General features: G+C 67.2%; 14 protein-coding genes. 4 read left to right on the forward strand and 10 right to left on the reverse strand.

All coding sequences use genetic code 11. The annotated features are described in order from the left end of the window. From E4L96_RS24175 to E4L96_RS02495, 6 genes are all read right to left on the reverse strand, one after another. A partial coding sequence (locus E4L96_RS24175) for an Hpt domain-containing protein (protein ID WP_229414195.1) occupies positions 1–4221 on the reverse strand: 4221 nt, incomplete at its 3' end. A gap of 62 nt (positions 4222–4283) precedes the next feature. After that, on the reverse strand, positions 4284–6626 hold the full coding sequence (locus E4L96_RS02475; RefSeq protein WP_229414196.1) for a methyl-accepting chemotaxis protein: 2343 nt from the start codon (positions 6624–6626) through the stop codon (positions 4284–4286). A 78-nt stretch (positions 6627–6704) separates the two neighbouring features. Continuing rightward, positions 6705–7247: a chemotaxis protein CheW gene (locus tag E4L96_RS02480; RefSeq protein ID WP_135205651.1), complete on the reverse strand. Its 543-nt coding sequence runs from the start codon at positions 7245–7247 to the stop codon at positions 6705–6707. A gap of 3 nt (positions 7248–7250) precedes the next feature. Then, positions 7251–7616, reverse strand: coding sequence for a response regulator (locus E4L96_RS02485; RefSeq protein WP_135205652.1), 366 nt, complete (start codon positions 7614–7616; stop codon positions 7251–7253). A 29-nt stretch (positions 7617–7645) separates the two neighbouring features. After that, positions 7646–8038, reverse strand: coding sequence for a response regulator (locus E4L96_RS02490; protein WP_135205653.1), 393 nt, complete (start codon positions 8036–8038; stop codon positions 7646–7648). A gap of 162 nt (positions 8039–8200) precedes the next feature. Continuing rightward, a complete protein-coding gene (locus E4L96_RS02495; protein ID WP_135205676.1) occupies positions 8201–8353 on the reverse strand; it encodes a rubredoxin in 153 nt (50 codons plus the stop codon). 186 nt (positions 8354–8539) lie between these two features. Between E4L96_RS02495 and thiD the strand changes: the two genes are divergently transcribed. The 3 genes from thiD (at position 8540) to E4L96_RS02510 (ending at position 11980) form a co-directional block, all read left to right on the forward strand. After that, positions 8540–9289, forward strand: coding sequence for a bifunctional hydroxymethylpyrimidine kinase/phosphomethylpyrimidine kinase (thiD, locus tag E4L96_RS02500; RefSeq protein WP_307721622.1), 750 nt, complete (start codon positions 8540–8542; stop codon positions 9287–9289). Next, complete coding sequence (gene hemL / locus E4L96_RS02505) at positions 9286–10590, forward strand: glutamate-1-semialdehyde 2,1-aminomutase (RefSeq protein WP_135205655.1); 1305 nt, start codon at positions 9286–9288, stop codon at positions 10588–10590. Before thiD ends, hemL begins: the two co-directional genes overlap by 4 nt. A gap of 118 nt (positions 10591–10708) precedes the next feature. After that, positions 10709–11980 (forward strand): NRAMP family divalent metal transporter, encoded by a 1272-nt coding sequence (locus tag E4L96_RS02510; RefSeq protein ID WP_135205656.1) that lies wholly within the window; start codon positions 10709–10711, stop codon positions 11978–11980. Between the two features lies 1 nt (position 11981). On the opposite strand, the gene E4L96_RS02515 is transcribed toward E4L96_RS02510, so the two are convergent. Genes E4L96_RS02515 through E4L96_RS02530 form a run of 4 tightly spaced genes read right to left on the reverse strand, consistent with a single transcriptional unit; the run spans position 11982 to position 14327 of the window. Next, positions 11982–12608, reverse strand: a complete 627-nt coding sequence (locus E4L96_RS02515; RefSeq protein WP_135205657.1) for a glutathione S-transferase family protein — start codon at positions 12606–12608, stop codon at positions 11982–11984. Positions 12609–12610: 2 nt separating this feature from the next. Then, entirely contained in the window at positions 12611–13048 is a 438-nt protein-coding gene (locus tag E4L96_RS02520) for an SRPBCC family protein (protein WP_135205658.1), read from the reverse strand. Then, positions 13045–13419: an ArsR/SmtB family transcription factor gene (locus E4L96_RS02525; protein WP_135205659.1), complete on the reverse strand. Its 375-nt coding sequence runs from the start codon at positions 13417–13419 to the stop codon at positions 13045–13047. The genes E4L96_RS02520 and E4L96_RS02525 overlap by 4 nt, the downstream gene beginning before the upstream one ends. A gap of 32 nt (positions 13420–13451) precedes the next feature. After that, positions 13452–14327 (reverse strand): alpha/beta fold hydrolase, encoded by an 876-nt coding sequence (locus tag E4L96_RS02530; protein WP_220433379.1) that lies wholly within the window; start codon positions 14325–14327, stop codon positions 13452–13454. Between the two features lie 441 nt (positions 14328–14768). Between E4L96_RS02530 and E4L96_RS02535 the strand changes: the two genes are divergently transcribed. Next, positions 14769–15641 (forward strand): helix-turn-helix domain-containing protein, encoded by an 873-nt coding sequence (locus tag E4L96_RS02535; protein ID WP_135205661.1) that lies wholly within the window; start codon positions 14769–14771, stop codon positions 15639–15641. The last annotated feature ends 6 nt before the right edge of the window (positions 15642–15647 follow it).

A 15647-nucleotide genomic window follows, 5' to 3' on the forward strand; every position in this document is an offset into this window, starting at 1 on the left:
CGCCGGAGCAGCGGGAGCGCCGGCCGGTACCAGCGCCGCTGGCGCAGCGGTCCGCGCCGTCTCCGCCGCCGCGCCCTGGTGGGCTGCGCCGTCCGCACCAGCAGGTGCGAGTTGTGCGATCGAGGCGTCCAGAGCTTGCGATACAGCGGCGTCCGCATCGGCCACCGAAGCATCCGCCGCAACGACGCCTTCCGCAGACAGCGGGGTGGCGGCGGGCAGGCCCGCATCCATAGCGCCACCGGCCTGCAGCTGCTCGAACATCAGCATCGCCTGGTCATAGTTGGCCAGCAGCTCATCGAAGGCCGCAGGCGAGGTGGTCCCCGCATGCAGCATGTTCTCGACCTGGGTTTCGATGTCGTGCGTGTGCTGGCCCAGGCGCATCGCCCCGGCCATGCGCGCGCTGCCCTTCACCGTGTGCAGCATGCGCTGCAGGGCGTGGGCGGGAGACGCATCGGCAGGGTTTTGCTGCCAGGTGCGCAGCGCGTTGCCGATCTGCGGCAGCAGGTCGGTGCCCTCTTCCAGGAACACCGGCAGCAGGTCCGCATCCAGTTCATCGGTCAGGCCAGCGGCCACCGGGACAGCGTCACCGGCTTCCGCCACGATGGGCAGGGCCGCGAGCTCAGGTTCGAGAGCAGCTTCCAGTTCATCGCCAGCGGGCAGCGGCGCCAGTTCGAAGCCATCCGGCTCGCCCGCCAACGGCTCGGCGTTGGCCTCCGCCACCGGCGCGGCCACCAGCTCGTCCTCGATCAGCTCTTCGGCATCAGAGGCCGGTGATGCGCTCAGTGCGAAACTCTCGACGTGCTCCGCATCATTCTCGGCTGCTGCAGGCTGCACCAGTTCCGCGTCCTCCAGCACCGGCGCATGCAGCGCGTCGATGGCCACGATGTCGGGCAGGTCGGCCGCCGTGATCTCGGGCGCGGGCGACTCGGGATCGTCCAGCACCAGCTCCTCGGCATCGACCGCGGGCGAAGCGCTCAGCGCAAAGTCCTCGGCATGCTGCTCGTCCTGCGGCGCGGGTACCGCGCCGTCGGTGAAGGCTTCCACATCGTCATGCTCGACGGGAGCATCGGTGAGCATGGCCTCGGGCACGGGCAGCACGGTTTCGGCTTCGGCGGCTTCGGCGGCTTCGACGCCGGCCTCCGGCGCCGGCGGCGCAAAGTCTTCCGGCGGTGCCACCTGCGTCAGCACCGGCGCATCGAACGGGTCGTCGAAGGCCGTATCGAACAGCTGGTCCACCTCCTCCACCACATGCTCCGGCACTTTGGGCAGTTCGCCCAGGGGCGTCATCGGCTCCAGCGGCGGTGGCGATTCGATCAGGCGCGCATAGGTCTCGTTGAACAGCGTATCCAGCTGCTCGGCCAGCGCCGGATCGGCAGATACCGAAGGCGCCTCCGCCGGCAGCTGCACCGCGAGCTGCGTGCGCATCTGGTCCAGCTGCTCCACGATCTCCGGCTGCGCGGGCGCCAGGTCGCCGGCGGCAAAGCGCTGCAGCATGTCCCGCACCACGGCCAGCGTGGTGTCGAACAGGTCGCGCTGCGTGTCCTTCAGCTGCGGCGCGGGTGGCGCCAGCGCCTGCAGCGCCAGTTCCAGCGCATACGCCACTTCGCGCAGCGCCGTGAAGCCCACCGTGGCCGAGGTGCCGGTCAGCGTGTGCACGGCTTTCAGCGCATCCGGCGACACCGCACGCTGCGGCTCATGGCGCCATTCCGAAAAATCGCGCTCCAGGGTGCGCAGCAGTTCGTCGGTTTCGGCCAGGTAGATGTTATAGAGCGGAAGCGGGATCTCGATGTCGCCCACGCGGCGCTTGTCGTCGTCCACCGGCAGCGGCGTGGGCTGGCTGATGGTCGGGAACTCGATGATGTCCGCGGATACCGCCAGCGCTTCCACTTCTTCACTCGGCGCGGGCAGCGGCATCTCGATGACTTCCGCGCTCGGCTGCGCCGGCTCGTCCATCACGAACGCTTCGCCGTCCTGCACGCGCGCGGCGGCGGCCACCACTGCATCGCTGTTACGGGCGGACTTGCCGGTGGCGGCCAGCTCCAGCACCCATTCGGTCATGTCGTGCGCGGCGCGGTCCAGCAATGCCAGCAGGTCCGGCGTGGCGGCACGCGCCTCGGACAGCCACAGGTTCATCACCTTTTCGATGGCGTGCGCGCCCTCGGCAAACTGGTTCAGGCCGACCATGCGGCCGGAACCCTTGAGCGTGTGGAAGGAGCGGCGCAGGCGCGTCAGCGTCTCCTGGTTGCCCGGCTCGGCGTGCGCGGCGGGCAGGGTTTCGCCGACCAGCGCCAGCACTTCCTGCGCCTCGCCAATGAAGATCTCCAGCAGCTCGGCCTCAATGGCTTCGTCGGCCGCTTCCACGGATTCCGGCGGCGCGGGCGGCGGTGGCGGAGGTGGCGGTGCTGCATCGGTCGGCGCCGCGAAGGCAGTTGCCGATGCGCCCGGCGCTGCGTCCTGTGCCTCCATCGGCGGCGCCGCTTGCGGTGCCTCCTGCGGCGCGGCGCCCTGCTGCTTCACGCGGCCGAACGGGACGGAACGGAACAGCTGCAGGCTCTCGTCGAACTCAAAGCGCTCGCGCGCCGATTCGTGGCTGTGCGCCAGCGTATCGATGAAGAAGCCCAGCGCGCCCACGTTCTGCGCGATGTTCTCCAGCGTCTTCTTCTCGGCGTCCGCATCGCGTCCGCCTCCGGCCAGCGCGCGCACCGCATCCTTCACGTGCTGCGCGGCGCGCATCGCATCGTCTTGGTCCAGGATCGCGAGGGCGCCCTGCAGCTGGTGCAGCACCGGGTCGATCTCGGCCAGCCCCGCGCGGCGCGAGGCATCGGCATAGTAATCGTCCAGGACCTTCTCGACCTGGCGCAAGCCGGTCTTCATTTCGTCGGCCAGCACCTGCACGGTCTGGCCCTGCTGGATCTGGCGCGACAGGTCGCCCTGCCACTCCGGCGCATCCGGCGGCGTTTCGCCGGCGGCCAGCGCCAGCAGGCGCGCGCCCACGGCTTCTGCCTGGTTCTCGAATTCCTGCGGCAGTTGCCGGATCTGGTCCAGCGAGTGCTCGATGAACAGCATCGCGGCCGCCATCTCAAGGCTGAACTGCTCGCTGCGGCCGGACTTGATCGAGTCCTTGGCCACGCGGATCAGCTCCGCCAGTAGCTGCTTGAGGCCCGGTGCGCCCAGGCGCTCGCTCGCATCCTCGAAGGCTTCCAGCGAAGCCTCGAAGCGCTGCTCCAGCGAACCGTCGATCTCGGAGGCCAGCCGGCCCCACGCGTTTTTGGCCTCGGCCAGCGCGTCCTTCGCGGTTCTCAGCGCGTCCTGGTCGATGCGGCCATAGCGCCTGGTGTGATAGTCATGCGGGACCACGCCGTCAAGCCGGTAGGCACGGCGCAGCGCCAGCGCGCCAGCGGACGGATTTTCGGCCGCCGCGATGAAGAACAGCGCATCGCGCAGCATGGTCTCGGGCAGCTCGGCCTGGCCTTGCGACAGGCGGCGGATCTGCAGGTTGATCTGGCCGAACAGCTGCTTCACGTGCACGTCCGACGCGACCTGGCCACCGGCCACCAGCTCCGCAAAGGTCTGCATCGCAAACCAGAAATGGCGCGCGCGCGGCTCGGACTGCGCGTCGGCCACCAGTTGCAGGGCTTCGCACAGGCCCTTGGCCGCCGCGGCGTCGCCGCTCTTCAGGAACGGCAGCAGCGACCTTTCAAAGCGCACGCGGTAGGCCGCGTAATCGGGATTCGGCGTCGCCTCGTGCCGCGGAAGCTCGACCGCGCCGGACAGGTCGGCCAGCAGCAGGTCAGCCGGATGCACGCGCTCCGCGCCCAGCATCTCCTGCAGCGCGCGGTAGTACGGGAACAGGCGCGCCGGCTGCTGCGGCGCCCCGGCCAGCAGCTCTTCCAGGTACTCGGCCACCGCCTGGTAGCCCTCGCCCACCACCTCGACCCGTTCCGGCGTCACCTCCAGGCCACCGGACTTGAAGCGCTCAAGCGCATCCTCGGCCGCCTGGGTCATCAGGCCCACGCCCTCCACGTCGACCATCTGCAGCGCGCCGTGCGCCTGGTGCAAATGGGTCTTGGCATGCTGGAGCGAAGTCGCCTGTGCATCGGCGCCCTGCCGTGCCGCTTCCTCCAGCGAAGCGCGCGAACGGCTCAACGCGTCGCGGATCTCGGCCATCACCCAGGAGAGGGGTCCGGTGTCGAACGGCGTCGCGTACGAGGAATCAGTCATCGAGATGGCTTTCTGGTGTTACCCGTTTCAATGGCGATATTCTAATTGTTAAAGGCGCCCGCTTACGCCACGCGGAACCGGGACACGGAGTTCTTGAGCTCCTGCGCCAGCGCGGACAGCTGGCGGATCGACTGGGCCGTCTGCTGCGTACCGCCCTGCGCCTGCTGGGTCACCTGCAGGATGTGCTGGATGTTGTTGGCCACCCCGTTCGCGGAGGACGCCTGCAGCTCGGTCGCCAGCGCGATGCCCTCGATCAGTTCCGCCAGCTGGTGCGACACGCGCGAGATGTCGGACAGTGCGGCGCCGGCGGCGTCGGACAGCTTGGCCCCTTCCACCACGCCCTGGGTCGATTTCTCCATTGCGGCCACCGCGTCGTGCGTGTCGGTCTGGATGGTGCGCACCAGCGCGCCAATCTGCTTGGCCGCGTCGGCGGAGCGTTCCGCCAGCCGCTGCACCTCTTCCGCCACCACCGAGAAGCCGCGGCCCGCTTCGCCGGCCGATGCGGCCTGGATGGCCGCGTTCAGTGCCAGCACGTTGGTCTGCTCGGTAATGTCCGAAATCAGCTCCGTGATCTCCCCGATCTCCTGCGACGATTCGCCCAGCCGCTTGATGCGCTTGGAGGTTTCCTGGATCTGGTCGCGGATCTCGTGCATGCCCTTGATCGCGTTCTCCACCGCGTTGGCGCCCTGGGACGCCGCCGCCACCGACTGGCGCGCCACGTCGGCGGAGTCGGATGCGGACTGCGACACGTCGTTCATCTCGCTCGCCATCTTCAAAATGGTGGCCGAGGCGTCCTCGATCTCGCGCGACTGCTGCTGGGCTGCGGTCAGCAGCTCGGTCGAAATCTCCTGCGCGTAGGTGGAGGCGGACGTCACTTCCTCGGCGGTCTTGGTCACGCGGCCCACCAGGCCGCGCAGCTCTTCCACCGTGTAGTTCACGGAGTCGGCGATCGCACCGGTGATGTCCTCGGACACCGTCGCGTGCACGGTCAAGTCACCGTCCGCCACTTCCTGCAGTTCGTTCATCAGGCGCAGAATCGCGGCCTGGTTCTGGTCATTGGTGGCCTTGGCTTCTTCTTCCTTGGCCTGCGCCTGCAGGCGCATCGCCTCCGCTTCCTGGCGGCGCAGTTCCGCGCCACGGGTACGGTTACGCGAGTCCTGCAGCAGCACCCGGCTCACCGAGCCGGCGGTGACCAGCGTGAAGATCGCCGCGACGACCATGACCCAGAACCAGATGTCGGCCCCCCCCTGGCTGGCGCGATAGTCGACCTGGATGCGGGTGAGCAGCTTGCGCAGCTCTTCGTTCTCGAAGAAGATCGACTGCTCGGCCGCCTTGGCGGTCGTGAACTTCTGCAGATTGTCGAGGATCGAGGTCACCGCTTCCTGGTAGGTGCCGAACTTGGAGCGCAGCTGCTCGACCTTGACCGACAGATCCTTGTCGGTGATCGCACCAATGCCCAGCTCCGCACTGCCCTTGGCGAACGCGTCGACCGTGTTGCGGAAGGTGGTGGCGTCCCGGCCCAGCTGGAACGCGGTCTCGGAACGGATGCCGCCCGCGGTGCGGAACTCGCTGGCGCTGCGCGACATGCGCTGGCTGAGCATCATCAGGCGGCCCAGCGCCGCCAGTTCCTTGGCCGAACCACCGCGCTTGACGCGCTCATTGAGCAGGTCTTCGGTGAGCGTCAGCAGCTCCGGCGACAGCACGTCCAGCTTCTTGATGGTCTTGTCGAACGAGAGCAGCTCGGGCTTCATCTTCAGGATGTTGCCGGCCGAGTTGTCGGAGCCCGTCCACTTCTTGCGCGCTTCCGCGATCATCATGGTCTGGCGCACGCCGCTCGGCGCGGGCAAGGCACGGCCGTTGTAATCCCCGCCCTTGGCCATCACGTTCAGGTCCGCGGTCAGCGCGGCGCGCGATTCTTCGAGCTGGGTGAACGCTTCCGGGTAGCCCTGCAGCGCGTTTGGCGCCGCCTTACCGATACGCTGCGAGTGCATCAGCGCCTCCGACGCCACCTGGACCTGCGCCGCGCTGGTCGCGCTGTTGGCCGCGCTGCGCCAGATCGCGAGCACGGTGAGCAGGATGCCGGCGGTGAGCACCATCAGCAGGATGCGCAGCTGGCGTGGCAGCGACAGGTGGCCGATGAAAGGCAGCGGGGTATCGGTTTCGCCGTCGTCCGAGGTGGCCGCCCGGCGGCGGCGCATCAGGCGCAGGGGCGCGTTCGGATCTTCCTGCGCGGCCGCTTCCTCGACCGGGGCCGCCACGGGCGGCTCCAGCAGGGCCGCGTCCTCCGGCGCCTTGACCGGCATATTGGGCATGCCGAACTCGCTGTCCGACGGAGGCACGACCTCGACCGGTTCGCGTTTCGATTTCGGGAACAAACCCGTGGTGAATTTATCGGCGAATCCCATTCCAGCTCCCTTTTCTTATTTCAGCTTGTTCTTGCGGTCCGCCTGCCCCGCCCTCGGGGTCCGGCAACCGGGCTTTGTTTAAAAACCGACGTGCAGAAAACGCGTCTCGCGCACCAGCGCAGCCAGGTCGAACGGGGTCCAGAGTTGCCCGTCGGCGTCGGCCAGCTGGCTGCCTTCGGCCTGCATGCCGGCTGCGTGGCGCAGGCCATACACGCGCGACACCAGCAGCGCACAATTGAAACCAAGGCCCGGGGCAAAGGTGACGATACGGGCGTCCGGGCCGGCGACCGTATCCGTGAAATCATTGGGCTGCGCGGCATCGTCCGCGGCCAGGTAGCGGGCCAGGTCGATGATGCCCACCAGGTTGCCGCGGATATTCGCCAGCCCGAGGTACCAGGGCTGCGTCAGCGGCACCGGCGTGATGGCCGGGACGGTGACGATCTCGCCGGCCTGGGTCAGGTCCAGCAGCAAACGGTCCGGCCCCACCTGCACACCGAGCTGGTTGACGCGCGCGCCGCCCGCGGTGCGGGCCGACTGCATGCGCTCCAGGAGCTGCGCCTGGTATTCGCGCAGGCGGGTGCGGCGGCCGGCGAGGTCTGTCCTGGTGGAGGGCTGGCTCATGGCTTAACCGAGGGCCGCGATCTTTTCGAGCAGCAGGCTGGGGTCGACCGGCTTGACCAGGTAGTCCCTGGCGCCCTGGCGGATCCCCCAGATCCGGTCCGTCTCCTGGTTCTTGCTGCTGCAGATAATGATGGGGACATTGGCCAGGTCCGGATCGCGCGCGATCGAGCGCGTGACCTGGAAGCCGTTCGCGCCGGGCATGACCACGTCCATCAGGATCAGCTCCGGCTTGTCCGCCTTGATCTTGGAGATGGCCTCCTCGCCGTTTTCAGCGGTGGAGACGGTGAACCCGTTCTTCACCAGGATATCGGTCAGGTAGTACCGCTCGGTGGGCGAGTCGTCGACGATCAGGATGCGTTGGATGGACACGAGGTGCTCCGGTTGTATTTGTTCTGGACTCAGGCGGTCGCGGTCTGCGAGTGCTCGCGCACGGCGGCCAGCAGGCTGTCCTTGGAAAAGGGCTTGGTGAGGTAGGCGGCCGAACCCACGAGCGCACCGCGCGCGCGGTCGAACAGGCCGTCCTTGGACGAGAGCATGACGACGGGCGTACCGTGGAAGCGCGCGCTCTTTTTAATGAGGGCGCAGGTCTGGTAGCCATCGAGGCGCGGCATCAGGATGTCGCAGAAGATCAGCGCGGGATGGTGGTCGTTGATCTTGGCCAGGGCATCGAAGCCGTCTTCGGCCAGCACCACCTGATAACCCGCCTGCGTAAGGAAGATTTCAGCGGACCGACGAATCGTATTGCTGTCGTCGATCACCATGATTTTCGAACCTGCCGGCGCTGTCGTCATAATCGTTTCACTCAACATGAACGCGCACGATAGCATAGGGAAACTGCCTTGTGCGCGGACTGTTGCAGCAAATCAACTATGTTATGCGGGACTGCTTGGCAAGAGTGAAACGACTGTTAAATGACTGCTATTTAAGTCGTTGTTGTAACGGCAAATTACCGGTCAAATCGCGGTCATTTCGAAATCGTCCTTGCGCGCGCCGCATTCCGGACAGGTCCAGTTCATCGGCACATCTTCCCACCGGGTCCCGGGCGCGATGCCCTCTTCCGGCGCGCCGGCCGCTTCGTCATACACCCATCCGCAGATAAGGCACATCCAGGTTTGGAAAGGGCGGGTGGTTTCATTGCTGCTCACGTTGATAAATCCTTCAGTTCTGATCGAGTAAAATGCCGAATCGGGTATTTTAATGCAGCAGCCGTGCGAAACCAGACTTCCCCGCTTATCCTGTCCTTCGGTCTGGCCGATCCTGTCGGCGCGGTCGGCACCCATGCCGATGTCGCTGTGTTTTCGGCCTTTGGCTGCCATGGCCTCTCCGTCACCACCGGACTCCTGATCGCGGACACCGCCCGCATCGATGAGGTGCGCCCGTTCGACACCGAATGGATGATCGACCAGGCCCGCGTCCTGCTCGAAGACATGCCGGTGTCCGTCTTCAAGGTCGGGCCGATGGCCAGCGCCGACCAGGTGCAGGCGATCGCCGAAATCGTCTCCGACTACCCGGACATCCCGCTGATCCTCGACCCGTTCCTGTCCGCGCTGCCCGAAGGCGGCGTGGCCGGCGAGAGCATGCTGGAGGCGGTGCGCGGCGCGCTGGTGCCGCAGGCGACCATCCTCGTACTGTCCCACCTGGAGCTGTCCCGCATGGCCGAGCTGTGGCGCGACCCGGGCGTGGACGACATGGCGACCGACGCCGAAGAACTGATCAACATGGGCTGCGAGTTCGTGCTCGTGAACTGCCCGGCGGGCCACGGGCATGGCGACAAGCAGACCATGTCCAACACGCTGTTCGACGTGGACGGCGAAATCGAAACCTTCAGCTGGCAGTACCTGCCGCGCCAGTACATCGGCGCGGGCAGCACCATGTCGGCCGCCATCGCGGCGCTGATGGCGCACGGCATGGAAGCGCCCGACGCCGCCGCCGATGCCCAGGACTACCTCGCACGCGCGCTCGCCACCGCGCAGCGCTATGGCATGGGGCGCTATGTGCCCAACCGCCTGCACCGCATCTTTACTCAGGAATCATCGCAATGAACCAGCCGCAGTCCCCGTCCCAATCCCAGAACGACACCCTGTTCGCCCGCGCGCAAAAGACCACGCCGGGCGGCGTCAACTCGCCGGTGCGCGCCTTCCGCTCGGTGGGCGGCACGCCGCGCTTCATCACCCGCGCGGAAGGCCCCTACTTCTGGGACGCGGACGGCAAGCGCTATATCGACTACATCGGCTCCTGGGGCCCGGCCATCGTCGGCCACGCGCATCCCGAGGTGATCAAGGCGGTGCAGGACGCGGCCGCGCGCGGCCTGTCGTTCGGCGCGCCGACCGAGGGCGAAGTGCTGATGGCCGAAGAGATTTGCCGCCTGGTGCCGTCCATCGAGCAGGTGCGCCTGGTCTCCTCCGGCACCGAAGCGACCATGAGCGCCCTGCGCCTCGCGCGCGGCGCCACGGGACGCGACAAGATCGTCAAGTTCGAGGGCTGCTACCACGGGCACGCCGACTCGCTGCTGGTCAAGGCGGGCAGCGGCCTGCTCACCTTCGGCAACCCCACGTCGGCGGGCGTGCCGGAGGACTTCGTCAAGCATACCCTGGTCCTCAACTACAACGACGTGGCGCAGCTGGAAGAGACCTTTGCCACCATGGGCGACGAGATCGCGTGCGTGATCGTGGAGCCGGTGGCGGGCAATATGAACCTCATCAAGGCCAAGCCGGAGTTCCTGCAGGCGCTGCGTGCCCTGTGCACGAAGCATGGCGCGCTGCTGATTTTCGATGAAGTGATGTGCGGCTTCCGCGTCGGCCTGACCGGCGCGCAGGGCCTGTATGGCATCACCCCGGACCTCACCGCGCTGGGCAAGGTGATTGGCGGCGGCATGCCGGTGGCGGCCTTCGGCGGCCGCGCGGAACTCATGCAGAACATGTCCCCGGTCGGCCCGGTGTACCAGGCCGGGACCCTGTCCGGCAATCCGGTCGCGGTGGCGGCGGGCATGGCGACTCTCAAGCTGGTGCAGCAGCCGGGCTTCTACGAGCAGTTGTCCGCGCAAACCGCCAAGCTGGCGGCAGGGCTGACGGCAGCCGCCAAGGAAGCGGGCATCCCGTTCTGCGCCGACTCGCAGGGCGGCATGTTCGGCATTTACTTCAGCGCCGAGGTGCCGAACAACTACGCCGAGATGATGGCGGGCGACCGCGAACGCTTCAACCGCTTCTACCACGCGATGCTGGACGAAGGCGTGTACTTTGCTCCGGCGGCGTTCGAGGCGGGCTTCGTATCGGCCGCGCACACCGACGAGGTGATCGAGGCGACCATCGAAGCGGCGCGTCGCGTGTTTGTCACTTTGGCTTAAGCATCGGGTGCTACACTTCGTTTCGCCATGAGCACTCACTCTACCCCGTTAACATAGCGCGTCCCTCGCCTCTCCTCTCTGGCGTCGGCCGCGCATATGCACTTTGCAGGCCGACGCAATGAAGCTCTTCCGCCGCATCACCGAACACGAAACCGTCAAGGCTCTCGGGCCAGGCCTCATCACGGGCGCCGCGGACGACGATCCGTCGGGCATCGCGACCTATTCCCAGGCCGGCGCGCAGTTCGGCTTCAACACTTTGTGGACGCTGGTCCTCACCTATCCGTTCATGGTCGGCATCCAGCTGGTGTCGGCGCGCATTGGCCGCGTGACGGGCAAGGGGCTGGCTGCCAACATCCGGCGCGCGTACTCGCCCTGGCTTCTGTACATCGTGGTGCTGCTCCTGCTGGTGGCGAACGTCATCAACATCGCGGCGGACATCGCGGCCATGGGCGAGGCCATGCACCTCGTGACCGGGTTCGGCTCGGCGCATTTCTACTCGCTGGGGATGGGCTTCCTGTGCCTCACGCTGCAGATCTTCCTGCCGTACCGGACCTACGTCAGCTATCTGAAGTGGCTGACGCTCGGGCTGCTGGCGTATGTGGCCACGGTCTTCATTGTCCACATGCCCTGGGGCGAGGTGATGGCGCGCACCGCGTGGCCGCACTTCGTCTTCACCAAGGACTCCGTGGCACTGATCGTTGCCATCTTCGGCACCACGATCAGCCCCTACCTGTTCTTCTGGCAGGCCTCGCAGGAGGTAGAAGAAATCCGCGCGGACGAAAATGCGCAGGCGCTGCGCAAGCTGCCCGAGGACGCCGGCACGCACCTCCGCCGCATCAAGGCCGACACCATGATCGGCATGGGCTTTTCCAACATCGTGGCCTACTTCATCATGCTCACCACAGCGGTCACGCTGGGGGCGCACGGGATCACCAACATCCAGACCTCGGCGCAGGCGGCGGAGGCGCTGCGGCCGCTGGCGGGCCAATTCGCTTTCGTGCTGTTCGCGCTGGGGATCATCGGCACGGGCATGCTGGCGGTGCCGGTGCTGGCCGGGTCGGCGGCGTATGCGGTCACGGAGAGCTTCAAGTGGCGCAATGGGCTGGACATGAAGGTGCTGCAGGCGCGCGAGTTCTACGCCATCATCTCGTTGGCGACCATTGGCGGCATGCTGCTCAACTTTGCACCGATCGATCCGATCAAGGCGCTGGTGTGGTCCGCGCAGATCAATGGCGTGATCGCGGTGCCCATCATGACGGTCATGATGATGCTGGCCCATAACCGCAAGATCATGGGCCCGTTCACGCTCACCACCCGCCACACCTTCATCGGCTGGGCGGGCGTGGCCATCATGCTGGTGGCTGTGGTGGCGATGTTCCTGACGATGTGATTCAGTCCGCGGCGGCGAAGTGCGCCAGCTGGGCAGCGTGCGCCTTGGCGAAGGCGGGCCGTGAGGTGACGCGGGCGACGTAGGCCTCGGTCGCGGGCCTTTCCCCATGCTCGCGCACGGCGGAGACGCGCAGGACGTCGGCCATCAGCAGGTCGGCGGCCGTGAAGCGGTTCGCGGCGAGCCATTCGCGCTCGCTCAGGACGCGCTCCAGCTGGCCGAGACGCTTGTCGACCCACTGGGTCAACGGATTCTCCTCCTGGCCGCCCATCTTCAGGAACCACCAGGGGACGGCGACCATCTCGATCGAGTTCAGGGCCGCGAACATCCATTGCATCGTTTCCGCCTCCCCAGCAGGGTCGCGCGGCATCAGCACCTCGCTCTTGCGCGCCAGGTGCAACAGGCAGGCGCCGCTCTCGAAAATGCGGACATCGCCATCGTCGAGAAAGGGGACCTGGCCGAACGGCTGGCGGTCCAGGTGATTGGTCTCGCGGTCCGCAAAGGCGACGGTGCGCACCTGGTAGGGGATGTCCGCTTCTTCCGCCGCCCAGCGCAGGCGCATGTCGCGCACGAAGCCGCGCGGCATCTCGGGGACCCAGTCCAGGGTCCAGATGGTGATGTGGTCGGCCATGGTTACTGTTCTCCCAGGTAGTTGGCAAGTTTGTCGAGAAAGCCGAGCCAGCCCACTTCGTGGCTGCGGCGCGCGTCTTCGTTCGGGAGCTGTTCGTGGATCAGGGTGAGCTCCGTTCCGCCATCGATGGGCGTGAGTTCGAAGGTGACCAGCGATTCCTTCTCAGGCGAGCCGCGCCACTCCCAGGTGAAGACCAGCTTCCGGTCCGGGATCACTTCGCGGTACACGCCGGTGGGATTGTGCTCGTCGCCGTTCAGCAGGCGGAACACGATCGAGAACCGGCCGCCGGGGCGCACGTCCGCTTCCGCGCTCAGCGTCGGGCCGGCGTCCGGGCCCCACCACTGCAGCATCTGTTCGGGGCGGGTGAGTGCGGCGAAGACTTTCGCGGGCGGCGCCTTGATCCGGCGGACCAGGGTGACGCTGGGGAGGTGGGTCGTCATGTGGATTTGGCCTTTCTGGCGGGTGGGGTGGGGTCGGCCTGTTCGTCCTGCTCCACCAAGGCCACCAGGCGGTCGAGGCTCGCGGTCCACATGCTCTCGTAGCGGTGCAGCCACTCCATGGCCTCGCGCATGGGCGCAACCACGGGCTGCACAGAGACGGTGCGGCCGGTCTTGGTGCGGGTGATGAGGCCTGCGTCGGACAGGACGTCCAGATGCTTCATCAGGCCGGGGAGCTTGAGCGACAGGGGGCGCGCCAGTTCGCTCACCGAGAGACCCGGTTCGTCGCGCAGGCGCAGGAGGATCGCGCGCCGGGTTGCGTCGGCGAGAGCGGAGAATGTGCGGTCGATGCTCACGGAAGAATACTTCACCATGTAGCGAAGTATTCCCCTTCAAGCGGGCCTTGTCAAGCCCGCGCGGCCCAGAGCTTGCGCGCTTCTTCCGCGATGATGGCGGGGTACTCCTCCTGCCAGAACAGCTTCCCTTCCGGGACGGTGCGAATGCCGCGCGACGTGGGGAAGGTGCGGTCCAGGTATTGCGCGTCCTTGAGCGGGAAGATGGTGTCGGCGGCGCCCCAGACGATGCGCACGGGGACCGCGCTTCTCTTCAGCTTCGCCTCCAGGCCGGCCAAGGGGTTGGGCACCAGCGCCAAGTGGAAGTCCTCGTACTGCTTGCGGCGCACGGGTGTGCTCACCAGCGGCGTCACGTAATAGTCGATGGTGTCGTCGGCCAAGCGCGCGGGGTCGTGGAAGACGGCCTGGCCGAAAGTCGAGCGGCACAGGGCGCGGTCGGTGAGCCAGGCCGCGGTGGAATCAGCGAGCTTGCCGGTGCGGGCCAGTTCGATCACCGGCATGACGGGTGCGGGCGGGCTGTCTGGCTCCACGTCGCAATTGGTGAGCAGCATGGTGCGGACGCGCTCGGGATGGGCGGCGGCGAACAGCTGCGCGACCGCACCGCCACTGTCGCTGGCGACGATGTCGACCTGCTGGATGCGCAGGTGGTCGAGCAGCGCCGCCAGCATCTCCGCTTGCGCGGCGGCGTCGAGCTGCTGGTCAGGCAGCGGCTCCGAGTAGCCGAGGCCCATGAAGTCCGGCGCGATGCAGCGGCGTTGGGCTGACGCCAGCCGAGCGATCGCCCCGCGCCACTGGAAGCTGTTGAGCGGCGCCCCGTGCAGGAACAGCGCCACCGTCCCCGCGCCCTTGTCGATGTACGCGATGCGCCCGAACCGCAGCTCCGCGTAGCGCCGCGCCGCGCGATACTCCGCCGCCGTGAGATCGCGCATTGCGCCACCGTGCCGCACCTCGCCTGCAGTGGGTCCCCGTCCCCATGCCAGCGCCGTCATCCCCGCCGCCACTGCGGCCCCCGTTCCCACCTGCAAAAACATCCTGCGTTTCATACTCGCTCCCGCGGTTATTCACGCCCCGGATGCTATCGACGCGCCCCTGTTCCGTCGCGCCCAAACAGCCGCCCCGAGCACAATCAGCCGATCCGCGACACCCGCCCTCGCTCCAAGTTCCCGCCCCTCATCCACCTCCTGACCCACTTCAACACCGGGGTCAGGCCTGCCTCTCATAGACGGTGCCTGACCCCAGCGACTTATCCACAACCGGTTTCATTCGGCGCGGAAGTTATTCACAGGGGGTGGGGTCTGACCCCACGGGAAAGCAGGCAGGCCTGACCCCGGTGGAGAAGTGGCTTGCTGGGACAGGCGTACAATGGGCGGATGTCCCGACCTGCGTGTTATCCGCCCCCTCAGGCTGCGCTGCTGAACAGCGCGGCGCGGCCGGGGTTGTCCTGGCTGGACGTGCTCACGTCCCCGGTCCCGGAAGGCCGCTTCGATTCGCCAGTCGATGAGCGCCACGTGCTTTGCCTGCACCTCGGCAGCCCCGTGCCGGTGACCTATCGCACCGCATACGCGGAACGTTCGGGTACCCGGCTGCATGGACAGTTCTGCGTGGTGCCCGCGCATTCGAGCACGCGCTGGACGCTGACCGCTCCCGCCACCTCGCTGCTACTGCGGCTCGCGCCATCGATGCTGGCGGAAGCCGCATCGGCGCAGGGCCTGCGCGATGACATGCAACTCGCGCCCGCCATCCATATCCGCGATCCACACATCGAGCGCATCGGCTGGATGATGCAGGCGGAGGAGCAGGACGCCCACCCCAACGGCCGCCTGTTCGCGGACAGCCTCGCCGCCGCACTCGCCGCGCGCCTGCTCACGCTGCAAACGAAACGCCCGTCAGACCGCACCGGCGGCAGCCACGCCCTCCCCGCCTGGCGCCTCCGCCACGTCACCGAATACATCGAAGCGCACCTGGACCGCGACCTCTCCCTGCAGGAACTGGCCACCGTCGCGGGCTTCAGCCTCTCGCACTTCAAGACGCTGTTCCGCGCCGCCACCGGCCAGCCGGTGCACCGCTTCGTGCTCGAGCGCCGCATCGAGCGTGCGCGCCACCTCCTGCAAACGACCGCGCTGAGCACCACCGAGATTGCCCTGCAAACCGGCTTCGCCCACCCCAGCCACCTGGCGCGCTGCCTGCGCCGCGCCCTGGGTCTGACCGCGGCCGACCTGCGCCCCGCACGTATCGGACTCTGATACCCA

This window comes from Zemynaea arenosa, from assembly GCF_004614185.1.
GTDB classification, from domain to species: Bacteria; Pseudomonadota; Gammaproteobacteria; order Burkholderiales; family Burkholderiaceae_D; genus Telluria; species Telluria arenosa.

Bases quoted from the DNA above. Each gene is read 5' to 3' on its own strand.
- E4L96_RS02475 (WP_229414196.1), bottom strand. From the start codon at position 6,626: ATGGGATTCGCCGATAAATTCACCACGGGTTTGTTCCCGAAATCGAAA.
- E4L96_RS02480 (WP_135205651.1), bottom strand. From the start codon at position 7,247: ATGAGCCAGCCCTCCACCAGGACAGACCTCGCCGGCCGCCGCACCCGC.
- E4L96_RS02490 (WP_135205653.1), bottom strand. From the start codon at position 8,038: ATGACGACAGCGCCGGCAGGTTCGAAAATCATGGTGATCGACGACAGC.
- E4L96_RS02495 (WP_135205676.1), bottom strand. From the start codon at position 8,353: ATGTGCCTTATCTGCGGATGGGTGTATGACGAAGCGGCCGGCGCGCCG.
- hemL (WP_135205655.1), top strand. From the start codon at position 9,286: ATGAACCAGCCGCAGTCCCCGTCCCAATCCCAGAACGACACCCTGTTC.
- E4L96_RS02510 (WP_135205656.1), top strand. From the start codon at position 10,709: ATGAAGCTCTTCCGCCGCATCACCGAACACGAAACCGTCAAGGCTCTC.
- E4L96_RS02515 (WP_135205657.1), bottom strand. From the start codon at position 12,608: ATGGCCGACCACATCACCATCTGGACCCTGGACTGGGTCCCCGAGATG.
- E4L96_RS02520 (WP_135205658.1), bottom strand. From the start codon at position 13,048: ATGACGACCCACCTCCCCAGCGTCACCCTGGTCCGCCGGATCAAGGCG.
- E4L96_RS02525 (WP_135205659.1), bottom strand. From the start codon at position 13,419: ATGGTGAAGTATTCTTCCGTGAGCATCGACCGCACATTCTCCGCTCTC.
- E4L96_RS02530 (WP_220433379.1), bottom strand. From the start codon at position 14,327: ATGCGCGATCTCACGGCGGCGGAGTATCGCGCGGCGCGGCGCTACGCG.
- E4L96_RS02535 (WP_135205661.1), top strand. From the start codon at position 14,769: ATGTCCCGACCTGCGTGTTATCCGCCCCCTCAGGCTGCGCTGCTGAAC.